Here is a 17,417-nt window from a genome sequence, read left to right as displayed (position 1 = left end):
CATATATTGTCATTTTTTTATAAAAAGGGTTCTGAGGCATACGATATGTTGCTTAGCCTAAATAAAAAAACTATCCTCAGCAAATAGAGGATAACATTCATGGATGAAGATACTCGTCATATTGTAAATCTTGGTGAGTATAAAAAGGTGCATATCCATAAAGAATCGTTTTATAATAAAGATTGATAAACAATTTATCTTTCATCCGTTTTCGTTACTTTCTAATTTTGTTATTGGTAGCAAAAACTTAAAAGATTAATGGCGTTTTATACACACTAACAATTTATTTAGATATAAGATATTAGATTAAGAAATTGCAAAATATATACAGTTGATAAGATAGCCTTAAACGACAATCCCCAACAAAATCACTGTACATTGGCTATGATGAGTTAGACCGAATTTTCGGAAACAGTATACAATACAAAGGAAAGAGGCGATAACCATGCAGTCAACGGAATCGTATATGAAGGAAAGACAACGTAGAGAAAAAATAGAAATAATATTTAATCACAGGGTAAAAGGAGAGAGTTATTTTCATGGTTCTTCCTATCAATGGAAAAACATTGTATATCAAAATTATAATAAGATACAACAAAAAGAGTTGGAAATTGAACAAATCATTTCAAAAATGGAAAAATCAGGAGTTCGTTTTACGCAGCACCGCTCGCTCATACACTATCCCATCATTGATTTTGTAAAATATATAGCTAAGATTTATAAGGAAACCCTCGAAACACAATAATCATATTTAAAGGAAACCTTTATAAAGTGTTTATTTTCGAAACTTTGTTAACTAAAAGCCCAAAAACTCATTTTAATATTCTTTTTATTCGAAATACTCTTCTTTCTTGTTATAATAAAAACCATAACGTATTCTAGTCGTTTGTATATCTTCAGATTTTGCGAATTTTATTACACCTTATTTACTTTTTATGTACTTTATAATAAAAAAAAGAATTATCTCTTCTCTTAAAAATTAAGAGAAAAAATAGTTCTTTTTCATTTATCTTATTTCTTAAAGTAAGTCCAGCCTTCTTCTTGGTAAATCTTTTCTTCTTTCATCAGTTTACCAAGCGCACGCTTAAATGCAGCCTTACTCATATTGAAACGTTCTTTAATGTCTTCTGGGTTGCTCTTATCCCAAAACGGCATTGCTCCGCCTCGTTCTTCCATATATGCATAAAGTACTGCTGCATCATCTTCCATTCCTTCTTCTTTACGAGGAAGAAGTGAAATGTTAATTGTACCGTCGTCTTTCACGTCAATAATACGACCTGTTACGCGCTCACCGATGCGGACTTGTTCTTTTCTTTCTGTATGGTGTAAGAAAGCACGGAAATGCTCGTCAGTTAGTATGAATGAACCAACTTGAAGTGAGCGATACACACGTCCATTTACGTTTTTATTACGCATAGATGGCGTTGCATCTACGATAATTTCTTGCATATCACTGTCTCTTGCCGGAAGAGCAATTAAACGATCACGATTCGTTAATTTTAACGTACAATATAATTCGTCGCCTTCCTGAGGCCATACTGGCATATAAATTGGAAACTCATCAAGTGGAATTAGTATATCTTTTGATACACCAATATCAACAAACACACCTAAACTAGGAATAACTTCTACAACCTTTACCCAATTCCAATCATGTGTTGTAATAATTGGTTCCTTCATTGTTGCTGAAATACGATTTTGGTGATCAAGGTATAAGAATACATCAATCGTATCGCCTTCTGCAATTTCTCCAGCTAATTCGTTTTTATGTAGGAAGATTTCTTCCTCTTCGTTTCCAACCATATATCCGATTTCCGTTTCGCGTAAAACAGTTACCTGTTCAATCGATCCTAATTGCAAATACATATTTTTTAATTCCCTTCTATATATATAAAATTATCTTTTTTATCATTCCAAACAAAAGTTAATTATAACACGATTTTCCCTTTATTTGTCCAACTGCCCAAAATTCACTATAATTAAATAAAGACTGTATCTATAGGACTATATTCCCCTACGGATGACCCGTCAAAACACTTAAGTTGCAACACTCTATCTAATCGATGTATTTTCCGCTATACTTTAATATGTATATTACATAGCCTATTTAGGTGCATGAAAAGATAGAAATTTATTTGGAGGTGCTGACTATGGCAAAAGAGAGTTCTTTTGACATCGTTTCGAAAGTAGAATTACCTGAAGTAACAAACGCAATTAACATCGCATTAAAGGAAATCCAAAACCGATATGACTTTAAAGGTAGTAAAAGTGATATTAAATTAGAAAAAGAAGTACTTGTTTTAACTTCTGATGACGAGTTCAAATTAGACCAAGTAAAAGACGTTCTAATTTCTAAACTTGTAAAACGTAACGTTCCAATTAAAAACTTGGACTACGGAAAAGTTGAAACCGCATCTGGTAATACTGTTCGCCAACGTGCAACTCTGCAACAAGGTATCGATAAAGATAACGCGAAAAAAATTAACAACATCATTAAAGAAATGAAATTAAAAGTAAAAACGCAAGTACAAGATGACCAAGTACGCGTAACAGCGAAAAGCCGTGATGACTTACAAGCAGTAATCGCAGCCGTTCGCAGCGTCGACTTACCAATCGACGTACAGTTCATTAACTACCGCTAAGAAAAAAAGATCCTCTATCTATACAGAGGATCTTTTCTTTTTAACCGCAATTAAAAAAGCAATAAATAATACGTTCACACCGACTATTAAGGAGATAAACAACCAATTCACACCTGTTTCTTCGCTAACTTTATACACATTCGACTCTTCACGCTTTAAAACAAGATAAAACTTTCCGTTTTCTTCTCTTATAATTTCGTCTTCTAACAATCCTCTTAACTCTTGTTTTTCACCAATTGCACTTACAGGTAAGGAAACCTTTTTCGTCTCTTTCGTATTATTAATCGCTACTAGTGTTACTTCATCTTTATACTTTCGTTTTAATATACTCATTCCATCTTTATCATATAGAAGTTCAAACGTACCACGTCGTAAAGATGGTCTCGCTTGTCTAAGTTCACCTAGCTTCGTTATGTGCTGCATAAACTTTTCATCAGATTTGAAATCCATTAATCGTCTATTATCTGGAGCATCTCCCCCATCTAATGCGATTTCAGTTCCGTAATAAAAATTCGGTATCCCCGGGGATGTTAATAAGTAAGTGATCGCTAGTTTTAAACGAGACGGTGGGTAATACATATTTTCTTTTGCAATACGTGCAAATCTCTTTGTTTCTTGATTATCTAAAAACGTAGCGAATTCCTCTTCTTTTCCGCTCACATCATATAAAGGTTTCACAGACATATCTGCTTTTGAAAATGACTCTACTATTTTTTTATAGTACTCATTATCTTCCTTTGTCATAATGCGAAAATCTTGCTTTACCTTCTGCAAATCCTTTTGCACTTCATCCCAAAAAGCACGCGGCTTTTTTTCACTATGTATCACATAACTTCCGTCTAAATCAACTTCTTTTATCCACCATTTCATCGAGTCTATTAATTGTTGCTCATTTTCTGCATACGGAAATTGAAAGACAACTTTCATTCCTTTTTGATGAGCCACTTTTACAAGTTCTTTCACATCATTTTCTGTTCCGAAATGTTCATTTACTTTTTGAAAGTTTCGAACGCCTAATCCATCATACTTTTCACTTTCAAAAAGCGGCGAAAGCATAATAGTAGTAAATCCCATTTCTTTTATGTAGTCCAATCTTTTTATAATCCCTCTTATATCTCCGCCCTGATACCCTTCTAAATTACCAACGTCTAACTGTTTGTCATTTTTCGGTTCTCCGTTATTAAAGCGATCAATCATAATGGAATATATAACTTCATCTCGCCATTCCCTTTTTTCTTCCGCAAAAGTATGTACTGGTACAAACAAAATAACAGCTAAACAAAAACAAATGAATAGTTCCTTAGTCCATATTTTTTTCACACGCATCCCCCAAACTTCTAATTGTAAGAATATTATACCAATTATTAGAACAAATCGCATACGTTGATTTTATCCATCCAAAATACCTAATGTTAGATTTTCTAACATCACTTAAAAAGTTTTCTGAATTTTTAGTTGATTTTTCTTTTTATTTCGAATATGATATGAAACATAACAAGACGATGTTATTTTTTCTAACATCATAGGAGGAGAGAGAATGAATACGGGAGATACAGTTTTTATGTTTGTAACGACAGTAATGGTCATGTTGATGACACCAGGATTGGCACTTTTTTACGGGGGCATGGTTCGCAGTAAAAACGTACTCAGCACGACAATGCATAGTTATAGCGCAATGGCTATCGTTTCGATTCAATGGATTGTTATCGGCTATTCTTTATCATTCGGACCAGATTGGCACGGACTTATCGGCAATCTCGATTGGTTCGCTCTAAACGGAGTTACCTACGCACCAAATCCAGACTACTCATCTACTATTCCTCACAATTTATTTATGATGTTCCAACTCATGTTCGCTATTTTAACTCCCGCTTTAATTTCAGGTGCATTCGCCGAAAGAATGCGATTTTCTGCCTTTCTTATTTTCATCCTTCTTTGGACAACAATCGTTTACAATCCTGTCGCTCATTGGGTATGGGGCGTTGGCGGATGGCTGAGAGAACTCGGCGCGTTAGACTTCGCTGGCGGTAATGTCGTTCATATCACATCTGGTGTTGCCGGTCTTGTATTAGCTATTTTCCTAGGAAAACGAAAAAACATAAGCGGCACCTCTCCTCATCATTTACCATTTACAATGTTAGGCGCAGGCTTACTCTGGTTCGGCTGGTTCGGTTTTAACGTCGGTAGTGCATTATCTTTAAATGACGTAGCTTTAACTGCATTTATTAATACAAATATAGCCGCCGCTGCCTCAGCTCTAACTTGGATGCTTTCTGAATGGTTCTTCCAATCGAAGCCGACTGCGATGGGAGCTGCTTGTGGGGTTGTTTCTGGTTTAGTCGCAATTACGCCGGCTTGCGGATTCGTTACACCTTTCTCCGCTCTTCTTATCGGAGCAATTGGCGGTATATTATGCTTTGGCGCTGTCTTCTTCTTAAAAACGAAGTTCGGATACGACGATACACTCGATGCATTTGGATGCCACGGCATCGGAGGAACTTGGGGTGGTATTGCAACTGGACTATTTGCAACCACTACTGTAAACGGTGATGGCGCTAACGGATTATTTTACGGAAACGCAGCTCTCCTTTTCAAACAACTTGTAGCAATAGGAGCAACATATGCATTCACAATCATAATGACGTATGCCATTATTAAAGCGATCAACTTCTTCCTCCCTGTTCGAGTCGATGAGCATGAGGAACATATGGGGCTTGATATTTCGATGCATGGGGAGAAAGCTTATGAGTATACTGAGCGAGTGAACTAAAAAAAGAGAGGCAATCTATTGGTAGTAGATTGCCTCTCTTTTTATTGTACAGGGCGGCAGCATACCCCGCCTTGTATTTTCGTAAATATATCAACGTTTTTTCAAATATATCGATTTACCAACAAATTCCGACATAACTAAAACGAAAAATACCCTGCATGATTTTACACAAAAAAGACGACCGTTTAACAGTCGTCTTTTCCTATTTACTTCGGAACATTCCCTACATACTGCGTAATATCAACATTTAACGCCCCTGCTAAACGCATTCCGTAGTCATGATCTGCGCGGAAGAAGTTGCAAATAGCTAGTAATTTCGTTTGCTCATTTACGCCTTTTAAGTCGTTTGTTAAGTTCGCAATTAAGTTGTCTTGCTCTTCTTTAGAGAATGAACGGTAACGCTCACCCGCTTGTTTGAAGTCATTTGGTTTTTCAATTTTTTCACGAGATACGTAGCCTTCTACTTTCATAGTTGAATCGCGGTAAGTTGGGTCCTCAACTGGATTTTCAGTATGACGGCTCGGTTCGTAGTTTATTGTAGATGGGTTTTGATCCACTTGCATCGCACCATCACGTTGTTGATTACGAACAGCTGCGTATGGGCAGTTTACAGGAATTTGTAAATAGTTTGCACCAAGGCGATAACGCTGCGTATCTGGGTAAGAGAATAAACGACCTTGTAATAATTTATCTTCAGATGGTTCAATACCATTTACAGTTGCACTTGGAGTAAACGCCGCTTGTTCTACTTCCGCAAAGAAGTTTTTCGGGTTACGATTTAACGTCATTGTCCCTACTTCAATTAATGGGAAGCGATCTTCCGGCCATACTTTCGTCGGATCTAGTGGATCGAAATCTAAAGAATCCGTTTCTTCTAGTTGCATCACTTGTACGTGTAAATCCCATTTCGGATAGTTTCCTTTTTCAATTGCATCGAACAAGTCACGAGTTGCATGATTGAAGTCTTTTCCTTGCACTTGCTCGACTTCTTTTGCACTTAAGTTACGTACACCTTGCTGTGGTTTCCAGTGATACTTAATGTAAACAATTTTACCTTCTGCATTAATCCATTTAAATGAATGTACGCCGAATCCTTCCATTTCACGGTAGTTTGCCGGTGTACCATAATCAGAAAATACCCACGTCATCATATGTGTAGATTCTGGAGTTAACGTCATGAAATCCCAGTAACGATCTGGCGTTTGAACATTTGTATCAGGTGCTGGCTTTAAAGAATGCACCATGTCAGGGAATTTAATTGCGTCACGAATGAAGAAAACCGGTAAATGGTTACCTACGATATCATAGTTTCCTTCTTCTGTATAAAATTTAACAGCGAACCCACGGGGATCACGAGCTGTCTCTGGAGAACCTTGACCATGAATAACCGTTGAGAAACGAACGAATACAGGTGTTTCAGTTCCTTCATTTTGTAAAAACGCTGCTTTCGTATATTGCTGCATGCTGTTTTTCGTTACGAATACACCGTGAGCACCTGCACCACGTGCATGCACAACACGCTCAGGAATACGTTCACGATCAAAGTGAGCAAGTTTTTCTACTAAATGATAGTCTTCTAACAATACCGGTCCACGGCGACCAGCTGTACGAGAGTTTTGGTTATCTCCAACTGGAGCACCTTGGTTTGTTGTTAAGCGCTTATTTGGATTCATCAAGGGTGATCCTCCTCTTTCCTTCATAGTAATTATTATTTATTTAAAATTATTATAAACTAATTATTATTCAAAATTAAATCCTTGTCAACTATTTCCTTCATTTTTTTGGAAACAATTTCAGCTAAACAAGCAATAAATACAGATTGTGAATTGGGCATATTTAGTCTAAAATATGCGGCATTTAATTCATCAGTTACAACTTTACATTCATAATCGGTGTCATATAAAGTGAAACTTTAATCAGTGGGGGGGTGTTCATCCCACACTGATTATTAGTTGAACCAATCGGGCATTTACGGGCAGTTGATCTCCCACCTAACTTCTTTGCTCCAGCTGAATTTTGAGGTGGCAGTTTTACTGCCCGTTAATGCGGGATAAAACTCCTAAATCGAGCAATGTGTTTTAAACCTAAGTAACAAAAAAATTCATACTCTGTAAACATTTTATTCATTGAATCTGTTAATTTATGCGCCTGCTCTTTCATTATTTTCCCAAGCGGTGAAATTCCACCAATTGCTTTATACCGTCCGATTAAATTTTGGAGCGCTTCTTCAGACGGCTTACGCCCATGACGAATGCGAGTATACATCATCTAATGACTCCGGCGTTCCATACGCCATCACAAGCAAACCTATTTTCTTCGTCATCTATATAGCACCTCAATTTTGGAAATGAGAATCCTTTTCAAGAACATTTGTTTCCAATTATAACAAGCAATAATAAGTACGTCAAAATAATAATTCTAAATAAGTATTATTTCTAATATGATTTCGAATTTTATATGACAATTCATTTAATAAAAAAGCGACTTACATATATTTTGTAAGCCGCCCTTTCCTCTATTCTTTAATATTTACCCCATACTCTTTAAACCAAACATGAATTTGCGCTAAATGAGCTAAAAGTTGCGGCCCAGTCATTAATTGCCCGAACCACGGTTTTTGAAATGCACTGCCGCCAGACTGGATCAATCCGCTCAATTGCTCCTTATCGAACAATTCATGCAAAATTGAGCCTTTATCCGTTAATAAATCTTGGAGCCATACTGTGACTGCTTTCGTATAGTGCGGGTTATGCGTTTTCGGATACGGACTTTTCTTTCTATACAATATATCATTTGGAAGTAATCCTTCTAAAGCCTTACGCAATAGACCTTTTTCGCGGTTTTTATACATTTTCATTTCCCAAGGAATATTCCACGCATATTCGACAAGTCGGTGGTCCGCAAATGGAACGCGTACTTCTAAGCTTGCCCCCATACTCATACGGTCTTTTCTGTCTAATAATGTTGTCATAAACCATACCATGTTTAAATAAAATAATTGTCGTCTCTTCGCTTCTAATGGGCTTTCTCCCTCTAAAATAGGAACTTCTTGAATGGATTCTTCATAGCGTTGTTGTACATATTGTTGTAAATTTAATTTATTTCTCCATTCTTTCTTCAGAAGTTGTTCACGCGCTTCTGTAGAACGCATCCACGGAAATGCACTTGATTGTAAATCATCTTCTCTATAAAACCACGGATAACCGCCGAATATTTCATCTGCACATTCTCCAGATAAACCGACGACAAAATCTTGTTTTATTTCACGGCAAAACCATAATAATGAAGAATCAATATCTGCCATACCAGGCAAATCGCGAACGAGTACTGCTTCTGTTAAATACTGTGCTAGCTGTTCATTAGAAATGACGCAGCGATGATGAATTGTTTGAAATGTCTCTGTCATTAAATTAATAAATGGTGCATCTGAATTCGGCTGAAACGCATTCGCTTTAAAATATTTGTCGTTATCTTCATAGTCAACAGAATACGTGTGCAATTGACCTTTCCCTGATCTTTCATACTCTTTCGCGGCAATTGCTGTGATAGCACTTGAATCTACACCTCCTGATAAAAAAGTGCATAGTGGTACGTCAGAAACTAATTGTCTCGTAATCGCATCTTGTAATAAAAAACGAGTTTTCTCTACTGTTTCTTCAAATGAATCTTCATGTTTTTTACTTTCTACATTCCAATATCTCCATATGCATAAACCGTCTTTTGAGAACGTCATTGCATGACCCGGACGCAGTTCTTGAATACCAGCATATACACCGTGACCAGGCGTTCTAGATGGTCCGAGGCCAAATATTTCTGACAACCCTTCTAACGTTACTTCCGCCTTCACATCTGGATGCGCTAGTATCGCTTTTAACTCTGAACCAAATAATAATCGTCCGCTATCATATTTATAAAAAAGCGGTTTTACACCTAATCGATCTCTGGCAATAAAGACTCGTTCATTTTTCTCATCCCATACTGCAAACACATATATACCGTTTAAATGATCGACACATTCTTCTTTCCATTCAATATAAGATGCCAATAGTACTTCTGTATCGGAATGCCCTTTAAATGTATAACCTCTTCTTAATAACTCTTTGCGAATATCTTCTGTATTGTAGAGCTCTCCGTTATAGCAAATCGCATAACTCGTTTCGTCTTTTAAACAAGTCATGGGTTGTTTACCACCTTCAGGATCTACAACGATTAACCGTTTATGCCCAAATGCGACGTTCCCTTTAATCCAAACTTTATTATCATCTGGACCGCGTTTCGCTAGCGTTTCCGCCATCTTCGTCACGATGTCCCTTTCCCCTTCTAATGAGCGTTTATAATCCACCCATCCTGTAATCCCGCACATAAGAATCATCCTTCCTAATCTAATATCTGTTTCTGAACGTGCAGTAATCCCCACCCTATGAGTGCGGATACATAAAAACAACAAACTTGACGATAACTAACTATCCACATATGGAATAGCAGTTTCACAGTGTAAAGCGTGTTTTATTGTATGCCCATCTATCTTTAGGTGTGTCTAGTTATAAAGAACGTACGAACTGTCCATAACAAGAATAACTATTTCTATAAAAGGAGAAATGAACTATGATACAACGCAAACATATTTTGTATAACCAACCGCGCGCTCATACAGTCGGTAATGTAGAATATATAAACAAAGAATGGGTATTCTTTGATGATGAAAATGATGAAGCTTTTCTATTAGAAGATATTGCTGAAGATGGTTTTGAAATTTTATATAACAACAATTGGCTACCAGCTCGCTTTTATGAACAAGACATATTACAAATTGCAAATGAACAACATTCTCTCCAAAACGGGGAAATGATACGAATTCGAAAAAAATTACTTCTTAGCTATAATGAATGGCTTGAGGAATTACCTGACTCTTTCTTTACATTATTAACCGAATCATTGCAATCACTTAATTACTCTTTATATGATTGCATGTATTGTCATAATTATTTATCCTTCTTGCCAAAAGAGGAAGCATGCGAAGGAGTAAATATTCTTTTATTCGATAACGACGAAATGATTTGTACATTGCAGCATCATTTTGTACGCCACTCTTCCTCTAATAAAAATATTTTGCGATTTACGAAAGTAAACGGAGAAGAGTTGCATATTGATGTGACATAAAATAAAAACCACCTTATCTCCCAAATATTTGAGATCATAAGGTGGTTTTATTTTTATTTGAATACGTACCAGCCAAGCGGTAATTTTAGTCCTAAGTATAATACCGCTACTAGCGCGACAATAAATAAGCCCCAAACCGCCCCTGTTGGTTTGTTTTTGCTCATTTTCACAAGAACCATTTCCATTCCAGCGATTACTAATATACCAGCTAGCATTTTCATGCCGTACCACATGTGCATGCTACCTGTTGCCGTCTTCACAATACTCATGTACAACATGAAACCTGTCACAATAATGATGATATACATAAGGCGAAGCCCCATATGTACACCTTTACCTTTTCTTCCTGCTGAATAAAGTGAATACGCAACGAAGAATAAAATTAATCCTAACGCCCATGCTGTAATATGCATATGTACCATCGTATCCCTGCCTCCTCTTTTTCACACTTTTTCACTCTATATGATAACATGTTCATATATTTTCAGGAAATGTTTCGCTTTTTTATATTTAAATGCTATAATATTTAGAGTATTTACAAACTTCTTGTAATAACAAAAGGGGGAACAATCATGATTCAAACTAAGGATATTATCGAACTTACAGACACATACGGGGCAAATAACTACCATCCACTTCCAATCGTTATTTCTAAAGCAGAAGGCGTTTGGGTAGAAGATCCTGAAGGAAACCGCTATATGGACTTATTAAGTGCATATTCTGCAGTAAACCAAGGTCATCGTCATCCAAAAATCATTAACGCTTTAATTGACCAAGCTAATCGAGTGACGTTAACTTCTCGTGCTTTCCATAGCGATCAATTAGGTCCTTGGTACGAAAAAGTTGCGAAACTAACAAATAAAAATATGGTACTTCCTATGAATACAGGTGCAGAGGCTGTTGAAACTGCAATTAAAACAGCTCGTCGCTGGGCTTATGATGTGAAAAAGGTAGAAGCAAACCGTGCAGAAATCATCGTTTGTGAAGATAACTTCCACGGACGTACAATGGGTGCTGTTTCTATGTCATCAAACGAAGAGTACAAGCGCGGCTTCGGTCCAATGCTTCCTGGCATTATTGTAATTCCTTATGGTGATTTAGAAGCGTTAAAAGCTGCGATTACACCAAATACAGCTGCATTCATTTTAGAGCCAATCCAAGGTGAAGCAGGAATTAACATTCCACCAGCTGGTTTCTTACAAGAAGCTTTCGAAGTATGTAAAAAAGAAAACGTTTTATTCGTAGCAGATGAAATCCAAACAGGCTTAGGCCGTACGGGTAAAGTATTTGCTTGCGACTGGGACAATGTAACTCCTGACATGTACATACTTGGTAAAGCACTTGGCGGCGGCGTATTCCCAATCTCTTGTGTTGCAGCAAACAGCGACATTTTAGGTGTATTCGAGCCAGGTTCTCACGGTTCTACATTCGGTGGTAACCCACTTGCATGTGCTGTTTCTATTGCAGCTCTTGAAGTATTAGAAGAAGAAAAATTAACAGAGCGTTCTCTTCAATTAGGAGAAAAACTAGTTGGGCAATTAAAAGAAATTGATAACCCAATGATTACTGACATTCGCGGTAAAGGTTTATTCATCGGTATCGAATTAAACGAGCCAGCTCGTCCTTACTGTGAACAACTAAAAGCAGCTGGTCTATTATGTAAAGAAACACACGAAAACGTAATTCGTATTGCACCACCTCTAGTAATCTCTGAAGAAGATTTAGAGTGGGCGTTCCAAAAAATTAAAGCTGTACTATCTTAATCATAGTGAGGTTGTCCTAAATATAGGACAACCTCTTTCTTTTTTAGTAGTTTACCGTAAAATAAAATTGAATATTCTGTTTTTATTAAAAAGGGGGTAACTGTATGCTATTGAAATACGGTAAACACATTAATAATTTAGCTACAATTTTTATTTCTATGACATTCATCGGCTTCATATTATCTACAACTTTACTCAGTCATTATTCAACTCCTAATACATTCACACTACTCAAAACATCATTTTGGGCTGCTGTTTTCCTTACAATTATCGGTTTTGGCCGTGAGAGAAGCGCACTTGCAGTTATGCTAATTGGAATTTGTACTTTAGCATTAATCGGATTGTATATTTTCGCCATCATAGATTACTCCGTTAATCCACGCCCATAGAAAAGAGCTATCTTTTCACAAGATAGCTCTTTTTTCATTTCACAATATTTCTAAGCGTACCAATTCCCTCTACTGTAATAACAACTTCATCACCAGCATGTAAAAACTTCGGTGGTGTAAAACCTTTACCAACACCAGCTGGTGTCCCTGTTGCAATGATATCTCCTGGCTCTAATGTCATGCCTTTACTTATAGTTGAAATAATTTCTTCTACTGAAAAAATCATTTCTCTCGTATTTGAAGTTTGCCTTACTTCTCCATTTACCACTGTTTCAATGTGTAATGCATTCGGCGTTCTAACCATCGATTTATGAATTAAATACGGTCCCATCGGACAAAATGTATCGAAACTTTTCCCTAGGAAAAATTGTTTATGTTTTCTTTGAATATCCCGAGCAGTTACATCATTTATAACTGTATATCCAAAAACATGATCAAGAGCTTTTTCTATTTTTATTTGTTTCCCTCGCTTACCGATAACGATTGCTAGTTCACCTTCGTAATCAAGTTCATTCGTCGCGTGAGGGTGACCATTAATTTGCTCATCAATTCCAATCACTGTTGTTGGCGCCTTTGTAAAAATCATTATATTTTCAGGGATAGACTCTACTCCGCCCATTTCTACCGCATGCTCACGATAGTTCTTTCCAACACAAAGAATATTTTTTCTCGGCCTTGGAATCGGTGCTAATATTTTCACCTCTGCTAACGGATAATACGCCGATCCCGCATTTTCCTTCGCCCAATTTACAATATCGTACACTTTCTCAAGACATTCGCTTCCTCTTTCAATACACTCTAACATGGTAATTGGGATAGTAACCTTTTCCCCTTTTTGTCTTTGCGCTTCTCTTAAATGTAATACCTTTTCTTCCTCTTCATCCACAATACCTACAAATACTTTTTCTTCTTTCTTCGCCGTTACAAAACGCAACATTTCCACTCTCCATCCTAAAACTCATACCCTATAATTGTATTCGCATCCTTAAGAAAAAAACCTTCTTATACACGCTAATTTTTACAATATTCAACCATTATTATATTTGTTCCTCATCCGTTATTTGACATAAAATGTAGAAATTATACTTTTTTTAGCGAAGATGTTTCTTTTTTATGGGATTTTTGTATAATATGTACTACATATATACATAAAATTTATTGAGAGATGGAGCCGATTTCAATGTTTGAGCAAGCTATCGAAAAAAAACGCGAAAAAATGATCTATTTTGCTGAACGCTACGGAATGACTTCTCAAAAAACAGTAGATTGTAGCCAGGAATTGGACAGGCTCTTAAATGTTGTTTGGCCTATACATACAGATTGCACACATACTCAAATGTTCGAAACACATACGCAATAACGTATGTGTTTCTTTTATTTCGAAAAAATACACATTTTATTGAAAACGCCCATACAATAGTAGAAAAGAAAATTTTAAAAACGAAAGGTGTTTTGTATGCCAGCTATGGTCGGACATATTCGTATCGTTAACATTGGATCAAGTGGTATTTTTCATATTGGAGATGTATTTGCGATTAGGCCTATTAGTTATTCACGCGCTTTTGCCGGAGCCGGTTCATTTAATGTTGGGGATAACGTCTCTGTCTACAATTATCAAAGCTCAACGACCGTCAATGATTCAGATGTAATTGATCAAGCAATAATTGGTTCGAACTAAAGGGGGCGATTGCATTGAATTTTTATGTGAACCAAAGTATCATCATTAACAGCATTAAAATCGATAGCATTACGACCTCTTCCGTTTTTCAAATTGGAACTGCAGGTAGTATTAAAGCTCTTTCTAAATTCTCAAATTCTGGCGGATTTACAGAACCTCTTCGTCCATTACAGGCGAAAGGACAAATTATTTCCATCAAACCATCAACTAGTTCTTCTTAAGGTATCCTTGTCATAAATATATAGCAGGAATATATTTCCCCTCCCTATTGAAAAGGAGGTTTCACAAATGAATCAAGATATATATACTTACCTACACCAACTTCAACAAGCTCTCCAAATACAGCAGCAAACTATTCTAAATCTTGAAGAGCAAGTTCGCCTACTACAAGAAGAGCTTAATGAGTTAAAAAGTCGTCCCTCCTCTTCTATAGGAAAAGTGGAATATAAATTCGATCAATTAAAAGTAGAAAATTTAAACGGCACTTTAAATATTGGCTTGAATCCATTTTCAACAAAAGGGCAACAAATTGAAGATTTTCAAGTGGATACAGAAACATTAAAAGTAAATCCTGAAACAGAAACAAATCCAGATTTTTATCAAGGTATCCTTCAAGAAATGCATCGCTATTTAGATGAAGAAGCATATAGTCGAATTCTCCATTTTGAACAAGAAGAGAGAACGCCGCTTGATGAGATGTATCGACAAATGATGGTGGATGACATAAAAAAACAGATGGAACATAGACTTCCATATTATTTATCACAAGTTCAATCGTATGAGGGTATTTCCTCAGATCCCGATTATTTACGAGACGTCATTATTCAAGCGATGAAACAAGATATTGACAAGGCGTTCCTTTCCTTTATTCAACACATACCGGGTAATTTCCGAAAGGAGTAAGTATGTATGAATTTAAATGTTGTGAACCGCGAGTTAAAAGTAGGGCAGATTAAAATGACCGGGGTTTCTTCTTCCGCATTATTTTTAATTGGAGATGCTAACCTTCTCATCCTTTCTTCTATTCTTGATACGCCATTCGAATCCGTTACAGAGGGACCATTTGTACCATTAGTAACAGATGTCCCTCCGACTCCAGGTTGAGGAGAGGAAAAATTATGCTCCGTCATACTTCAATTGTACAAAATGTTTCTATCGTTTCTATGGGGGTTGCAGCTGTCTTCCAGGCCGGGGATTCTAATCAAATAGAATTAAAAAATAGAGCACTTATCGTTCATCGAGAAATCCCTTGTTATATAAAAGGTGAAGGTCGTTTTGATGCGTTTGAAATCTTTACAGATGAATACATTACAATTCCAAAGCGAACAACAGATGTAAAAATGAATATTGTAAATGAGTGCCCTTTTATTGAAGTAAATGATGTTCACTTGCGAACCCTTTTAAATTCCGCGTGCTTCCAAATCGGCAATGTTGACTATGTTTTTAATAATTCTCGTACGCTACAAATCCGCCAATTTATTACTGATGAACCTTCCTCTAAATAATTCATATAGTAATTAAAAAGCTTAGTAAAGTAGGTGGATGGTATGCCTTCGGTTGTAGGAAATCTCGTCGTTCAAAACAGTAACGGCTCTTTCAACTTAGGAGATTTTTATAACGTGTCTCCGAAAGAAAATACGAAAGCTTATAACGGATCTGGGGCTTCCAATGTCGGATTTGTCGTTAACACTTTTAGCGGCGTTAGTGCAACAAATACATTCGATTCGGACGTTGCAGACCAAGATCAAATTGGAACAGCGTAAAAAAAGCATTAGCTCTTCTTGTATAGAGCTAATGCTTTTCCTTCTGTTTTTTAACACCTTACATATTTACGTTTGAACCCCAGTCTTCCTCTATCAAGTCCTTTATGAATACTTTCGTAAGCGTTTAGAAAACTGCTTTTCTTGTTGTCCCGTTTTAGCTCCACTATGCCTACTTCCTTTGCAGTTTCAACTGCCTTTTCATGTAGCGGCACATATGAAATCCCCACAGTGTTTAGAAAATTATTCATAGCGGATTTCGTTCGTTCTGGCGCATCGTGAATTGTATTTTTCACAACTTCTAGCATATTGGTAATCTTACTTTCGGAAAATTCATGGTCTTTTCGATTCCCTAAAAGCCAGCAGTAACAACTCCATCCCGCTGACATTCTTAGTTCGTCACCACTTGCAATCCATTTATCAGCAACGTCTTGTGCAAAATCTGATTCTGATAAAGTTACTGCCACCACATAATCGGACAGCATATAAAAGTACGCCCCATCCATCCAACGATCAAAATCCGATTCGTTCATAGTTTTTGGATTTGCAATAATGCCTGCAAAGTACATCGCATCATAGTTACCTGTAGCATAAAGCTCTTCAGCTAAACTTTGATTGATTTTTATTTTCTTCGCGATTGGTTTCATAGCACCTGTAGCTACTCCAAAAAGTGGCTCCTTTGCACCATTGGATATGTATATTTTTTTAGTTCGTTCCTTGCCGAGAGTTTCAAGCTCTTGCATTACTGTTTCAAAATCCATCGCGTTGCACTTCCTTCCTCAATATTATAATCAATTCGCTTATCTTCTTTATCAAGTTCTCTATACTTCATAACTCCATCTTTTAAAGCGTTTTGTCCATCGATTTACGATTTTCAAAATGGGATTTCGTTATACGCGTTTATCTAGCTAATTAATACCGATTATAAAAACTAATCATTAATGAAGATGCTACTCCCCGCTAATGATTAGTTTTTTTATTTAAATGATAATCCCTTATCTTCTAAAGCCGCTCTCAATTTAGGTAAAGATGCTGGCCCTATACCGTGCAGTTTCAAAATTTCTTTTTCACTATACTTTGAAAGTTCTGCTTCAGTCGTTATTCCATGGTGCTCTAACGCTCGCCTTGCTGGTGCTGAAAGAAGAGAAAGAAAGCCTTCTTTTGGCTTTCTCTCTTTCTCACAGGTTGGGCAAGTTGGACAATCGCTACTTTTGTAGTACTCGTGTCCTTGATCACAAGTTCTTAACGTCGCCAT

The 17,417-nt window shown here is 36.6% G+C and carries 21 protein-coding genes and 2 pseudogenes; 13 read left to right on the top strand and 10 right to left on the bottom strand.

The genetic code is table 11. From position 1 onward, the window contains the following. The first annotated feature begins 445 nt into the window (after positions 1-445). Positions 446-745 (top strand): hypothetical protein, encoded by a 300-nt coding sequence (locus tag MKY90_RS05820; RefSeq protein ID WP_002030282.1) that lies wholly within the window; start codon positions 446-448, stop codon positions 743-745. A 266-nt stretch (positions 746-1,011) separates the two neighbouring features. Here MKY90_RS05820 and MKY90_RS05815 read toward each other — a convergent pair whose 3' ends face one another. Continuing rightward, positions 1,012-1,866: a CvfB family protein gene (locus MKY90_RS05815; RefSeq protein WP_002011240.1), complete on the bottom strand. Its 855-nt coding sequence runs from the start codon at positions 1,864-1,866 to the stop codon at positions 1,012-1,014. 284 nt (positions 1,867-2,150) lie between these two features. Between MKY90_RS05815 and MKY90_RS05810 the strand changes: the two genes are divergently transcribed. Further along, positions 2,151-2,642, top strand: coding sequence for a YajQ family cyclic di-GMP-binding protein (locus MKY90_RS05810; RefSeq protein ID WP_002030284.1), 492 nt, complete (start codon positions 2,151-2,153; stop codon positions 2,640-2,642). A gap of 18 nt (positions 2,643-2,660) precedes the next feature. Here the strand turns inward: MKY90_RS05810 and MKY90_RS05805 are convergent, their stop codons facing one another. Then, the gene (locus MKY90_RS05805) at positions 2,661-4,022 is read right to left on the bottom strand and encodes an alpha-amylase family glycosyl hydrolase (protein WP_050000068.1); all 1,362 of its coding nucleotides are present in this window, start codon (positions 4,020-4,022) and stop codon (positions 2,661-2,663) included. Between the two features lie 157 nt (positions 4,023-4,179). On the opposite strand from MKY90_RS05805, the gene MKY90_RS05800 reads away from it, so the two are divergent. Beyond that, positions 4,180-5,412, top strand: coding sequence for an ammonium transporter (locus MKY90_RS05800; protein WP_003187921.1), 1,233 nt, complete (start codon positions 4,180-4,182; stop codon positions 5,410-5,412). A 206-nt stretch (positions 5,413-5,618) separates the two neighbouring features. Here MKY90_RS05800 and katB read toward each other — a convergent pair whose 3' ends face one another. The 4 genes and pseudogenes from katB to asnB form a co-directional block, all read right to left on the bottom strand. Further along, a complete protein-coding gene (gene katB / locus MKY90_RS05795) occupies positions 5,619-7,085 on the bottom strand; it encodes a catalase KatB (protein WP_078204658.1) in 1,467 nt (488 codons plus the stop codon). 59 nt (positions 7,086-7,144) lie between these two features. Further along, positions 7,145-7,315 (bottom strand): annotated as a pseudogene (locus MKY90_RS05790) (ferrochelatase); the annotation flags it as partial. Between the two features lie 158 nt (positions 7,316-7,473). Continuing rightward, positions 7,474-7,735 (bottom strand): annotated as a pseudogene (locus tag MKY90_RS05785) (ferrochelatase); the annotation flags it as partial. A gap of 192 nt (positions 7,736-7,927) precedes the next feature. Beyond that, positions 7,928-9,775, bottom strand: a complete 1,848-nt coding sequence (asnB, locus tag MKY90_RS05780) for an asparagine synthase (glutamine-hydrolyzing) (protein ID WP_341090764.1) — start codon at positions 9,773-9,775, stop codon at positions 7,928-7,930. 242 nt (positions 9,776-10,017) lie between these two features. Here asnB and MKY90_RS05775 point away from each other — a divergent pair, with 242 nt between their 5' ends. Then, positions 10,018-10,572: a DUF2777 domain-containing protein gene (locus MKY90_RS05775; protein ID WP_341090761.1), complete on the top strand. Its 555-nt coding sequence runs from the start codon at positions 10,018-10,020 to the stop codon at positions 10,570-10,572. A 53-nt stretch (positions 10,573-10,625) separates the two neighbouring features. Here MKY90_RS05775 and MKY90_RS05770 read toward each other — a convergent pair whose 3' ends face one another. Then, positions 10,626-10,994, bottom strand: coding sequence for a YisL family protein (locus MKY90_RS05770; RefSeq protein WP_002011256.1), 369 nt, complete (start codon positions 10,992-10,994; stop codon positions 10,626-10,628). Between the two features lie 150 nt (positions 10,995-11,144). Here MKY90_RS05770 and rocD point away from each other — a divergent pair, with 150 nt between their 5' ends. Then, positions 11,145-12,335 (top strand): ornithine aminotransferase, encoded by a 1,191-nt coding sequence (rocD, locus tag MKY90_RS05765; protein ID WP_000616665.1) that lies wholly within the window; start codon positions 11,145-11,147, stop codon positions 12,333-12,335. A 104-nt stretch (positions 12,336-12,439) separates the two neighbouring features. Continuing rightward, complete coding sequence (locus MKY90_RS05760) at positions 12,440-12,724, top strand: hypothetical protein (protein WP_000925332.1); 285 nt, start codon at positions 12,440-12,442, stop codon at positions 12,722-12,724. A 34-nt stretch (positions 12,725-12,758) separates the two neighbouring features. Here the strand turns inward: MKY90_RS05760 and MKY90_RS05755 are convergent, their stop codons facing one another. Then, complete coding sequence (locus MKY90_RS05755) at positions 12,759-13,661, bottom strand: fumarylacetoacetate hydrolase family protein (RefSeq protein ID WP_002125896.1); 903 nt, start codon at positions 13,659-13,661, stop codon at positions 12,759-12,761. A 243-nt stretch (positions 13,662-13,904) separates the two neighbouring features. Here MKY90_RS05755 and MKY90_RS05750 point away from each other — a divergent pair, with 243 nt between their 5' ends. The 7 genes from MKY90_RS05750 (at position 13,905) to gerPF (ending at position 16,165) form a co-directional block, all read left to right on the top strand. Further along, complete coding sequence (locus tag MKY90_RS05750; protein WP_002087032.1) at positions 13,905-14,084, top strand: aspartyl-phosphate phosphatase Spo0E family protein; 180 nt, start codon at positions 13,905-13,907, stop codon at positions 14,082-14,084. A gap of 96 nt (positions 14,085-14,180) precedes the next feature. Continuing rightward, positions 14,181-14,402 carry a spore germination protein GerPA gene (gene gerPA / locus MKY90_RS05745; RefSeq protein ID WP_001111190.1) on the top strand — a complete coding sequence of 74 codons (222 nt, stop codon included), beginning with the start codon at positions 14,181-14,183 and terminating at the stop codon, positions 14,400-14,402. Positions 14,403-14,416: 14 nt separating this feature from the next. After that, on the top strand, positions 14,417-14,623 hold the full coding sequence (gene gerPB, locus MKY90_RS05740; RefSeq protein WP_001012506.1) for a spore germination protein GerPB: 207 nt from the start codon (positions 14,417-14,419) through the stop codon (positions 14,621-14,623). Positions 14,624-14,690: 67 nt separating this feature from the next. Continuing rightward, entirely contained in the window at positions 14,691-15,305 is a 615-nt protein-coding gene (locus MKY90_RS05735; RefSeq protein ID WP_002087034.1) for a spore germination protein GerPC, read from the top strand. A gap of 6 nt (positions 15,306-15,311) precedes the next feature. Next, positions 15,312-15,506, top strand: coding sequence for a spore germination protein GerPD (gene gerPD, locus MKY90_RS05730; RefSeq protein WP_002087035.1), 195 nt, complete (start codon positions 15,312-15,314; stop codon positions 15,504-15,506). Between the two features lie 14 nt (positions 15,507-15,520). Continuing rightward, positions 15,521-15,907 carry a spore germination protein GerPE gene (locus MKY90_RS05725; RefSeq protein WP_002030295.1) on the top strand — a complete coding sequence of 129 codons (387 nt, stop codon included), beginning with the start codon at positions 15,521-15,523 and terminating at the stop codon, positions 15,905-15,907. A gap of 42 nt (positions 15,908-15,949) precedes the next feature. Continuing rightward, positions 15,950-16,165: a spore germination protein GerPF gene (gene gerPF / locus MKY90_RS05720; RefSeq protein ID WP_001141570.1), complete on the top strand. Its 216-nt coding sequence runs from the start codon at positions 15,950-15,952 to the stop codon at positions 16,163-16,165. A gap of 50 nt (positions 16,166-16,215) precedes the next feature. Here gerPF and MKY90_RS05715 read toward each other — a convergent pair whose 3' ends face one another. Both MKY90_RS05715 and MKY90_RS05710 read right to left on the bottom strand, forming a co-directional pair. Beyond that, positions 16,216-16,923 carry a DNA alkylation repair protein gene (locus tag MKY90_RS05715; protein ID WP_002030297.1) on the bottom strand — a complete coding sequence of 236 codons (708 nt, stop codon included), beginning with the start codon at positions 16,921-16,923 and terminating at the stop codon, positions 16,216-16,218. 215 nt (positions 16,924-17,138) lie between these two features. Continuing rightward, entirely contained in the window at positions 17,139-17,417 is a 279-nt protein-coding gene (locus MKY90_RS05710) for an RNA polymerase alpha subunit C-terminal domain-containing protein (protein ID WP_002011271.1), read from the bottom strand.

This window comes from Bacillus sp. FSL P2-0099 (assembly GCF_038007445.1).
Lineage (GTDB): Bacteria > Bacillota > Bacilli > Bacillales > Bacillaceae_G > Bacillus_A > Bacillus_A mycoides.
This window is presented reverse-complemented; position numbering and strand designations above follow the sequence as displayed.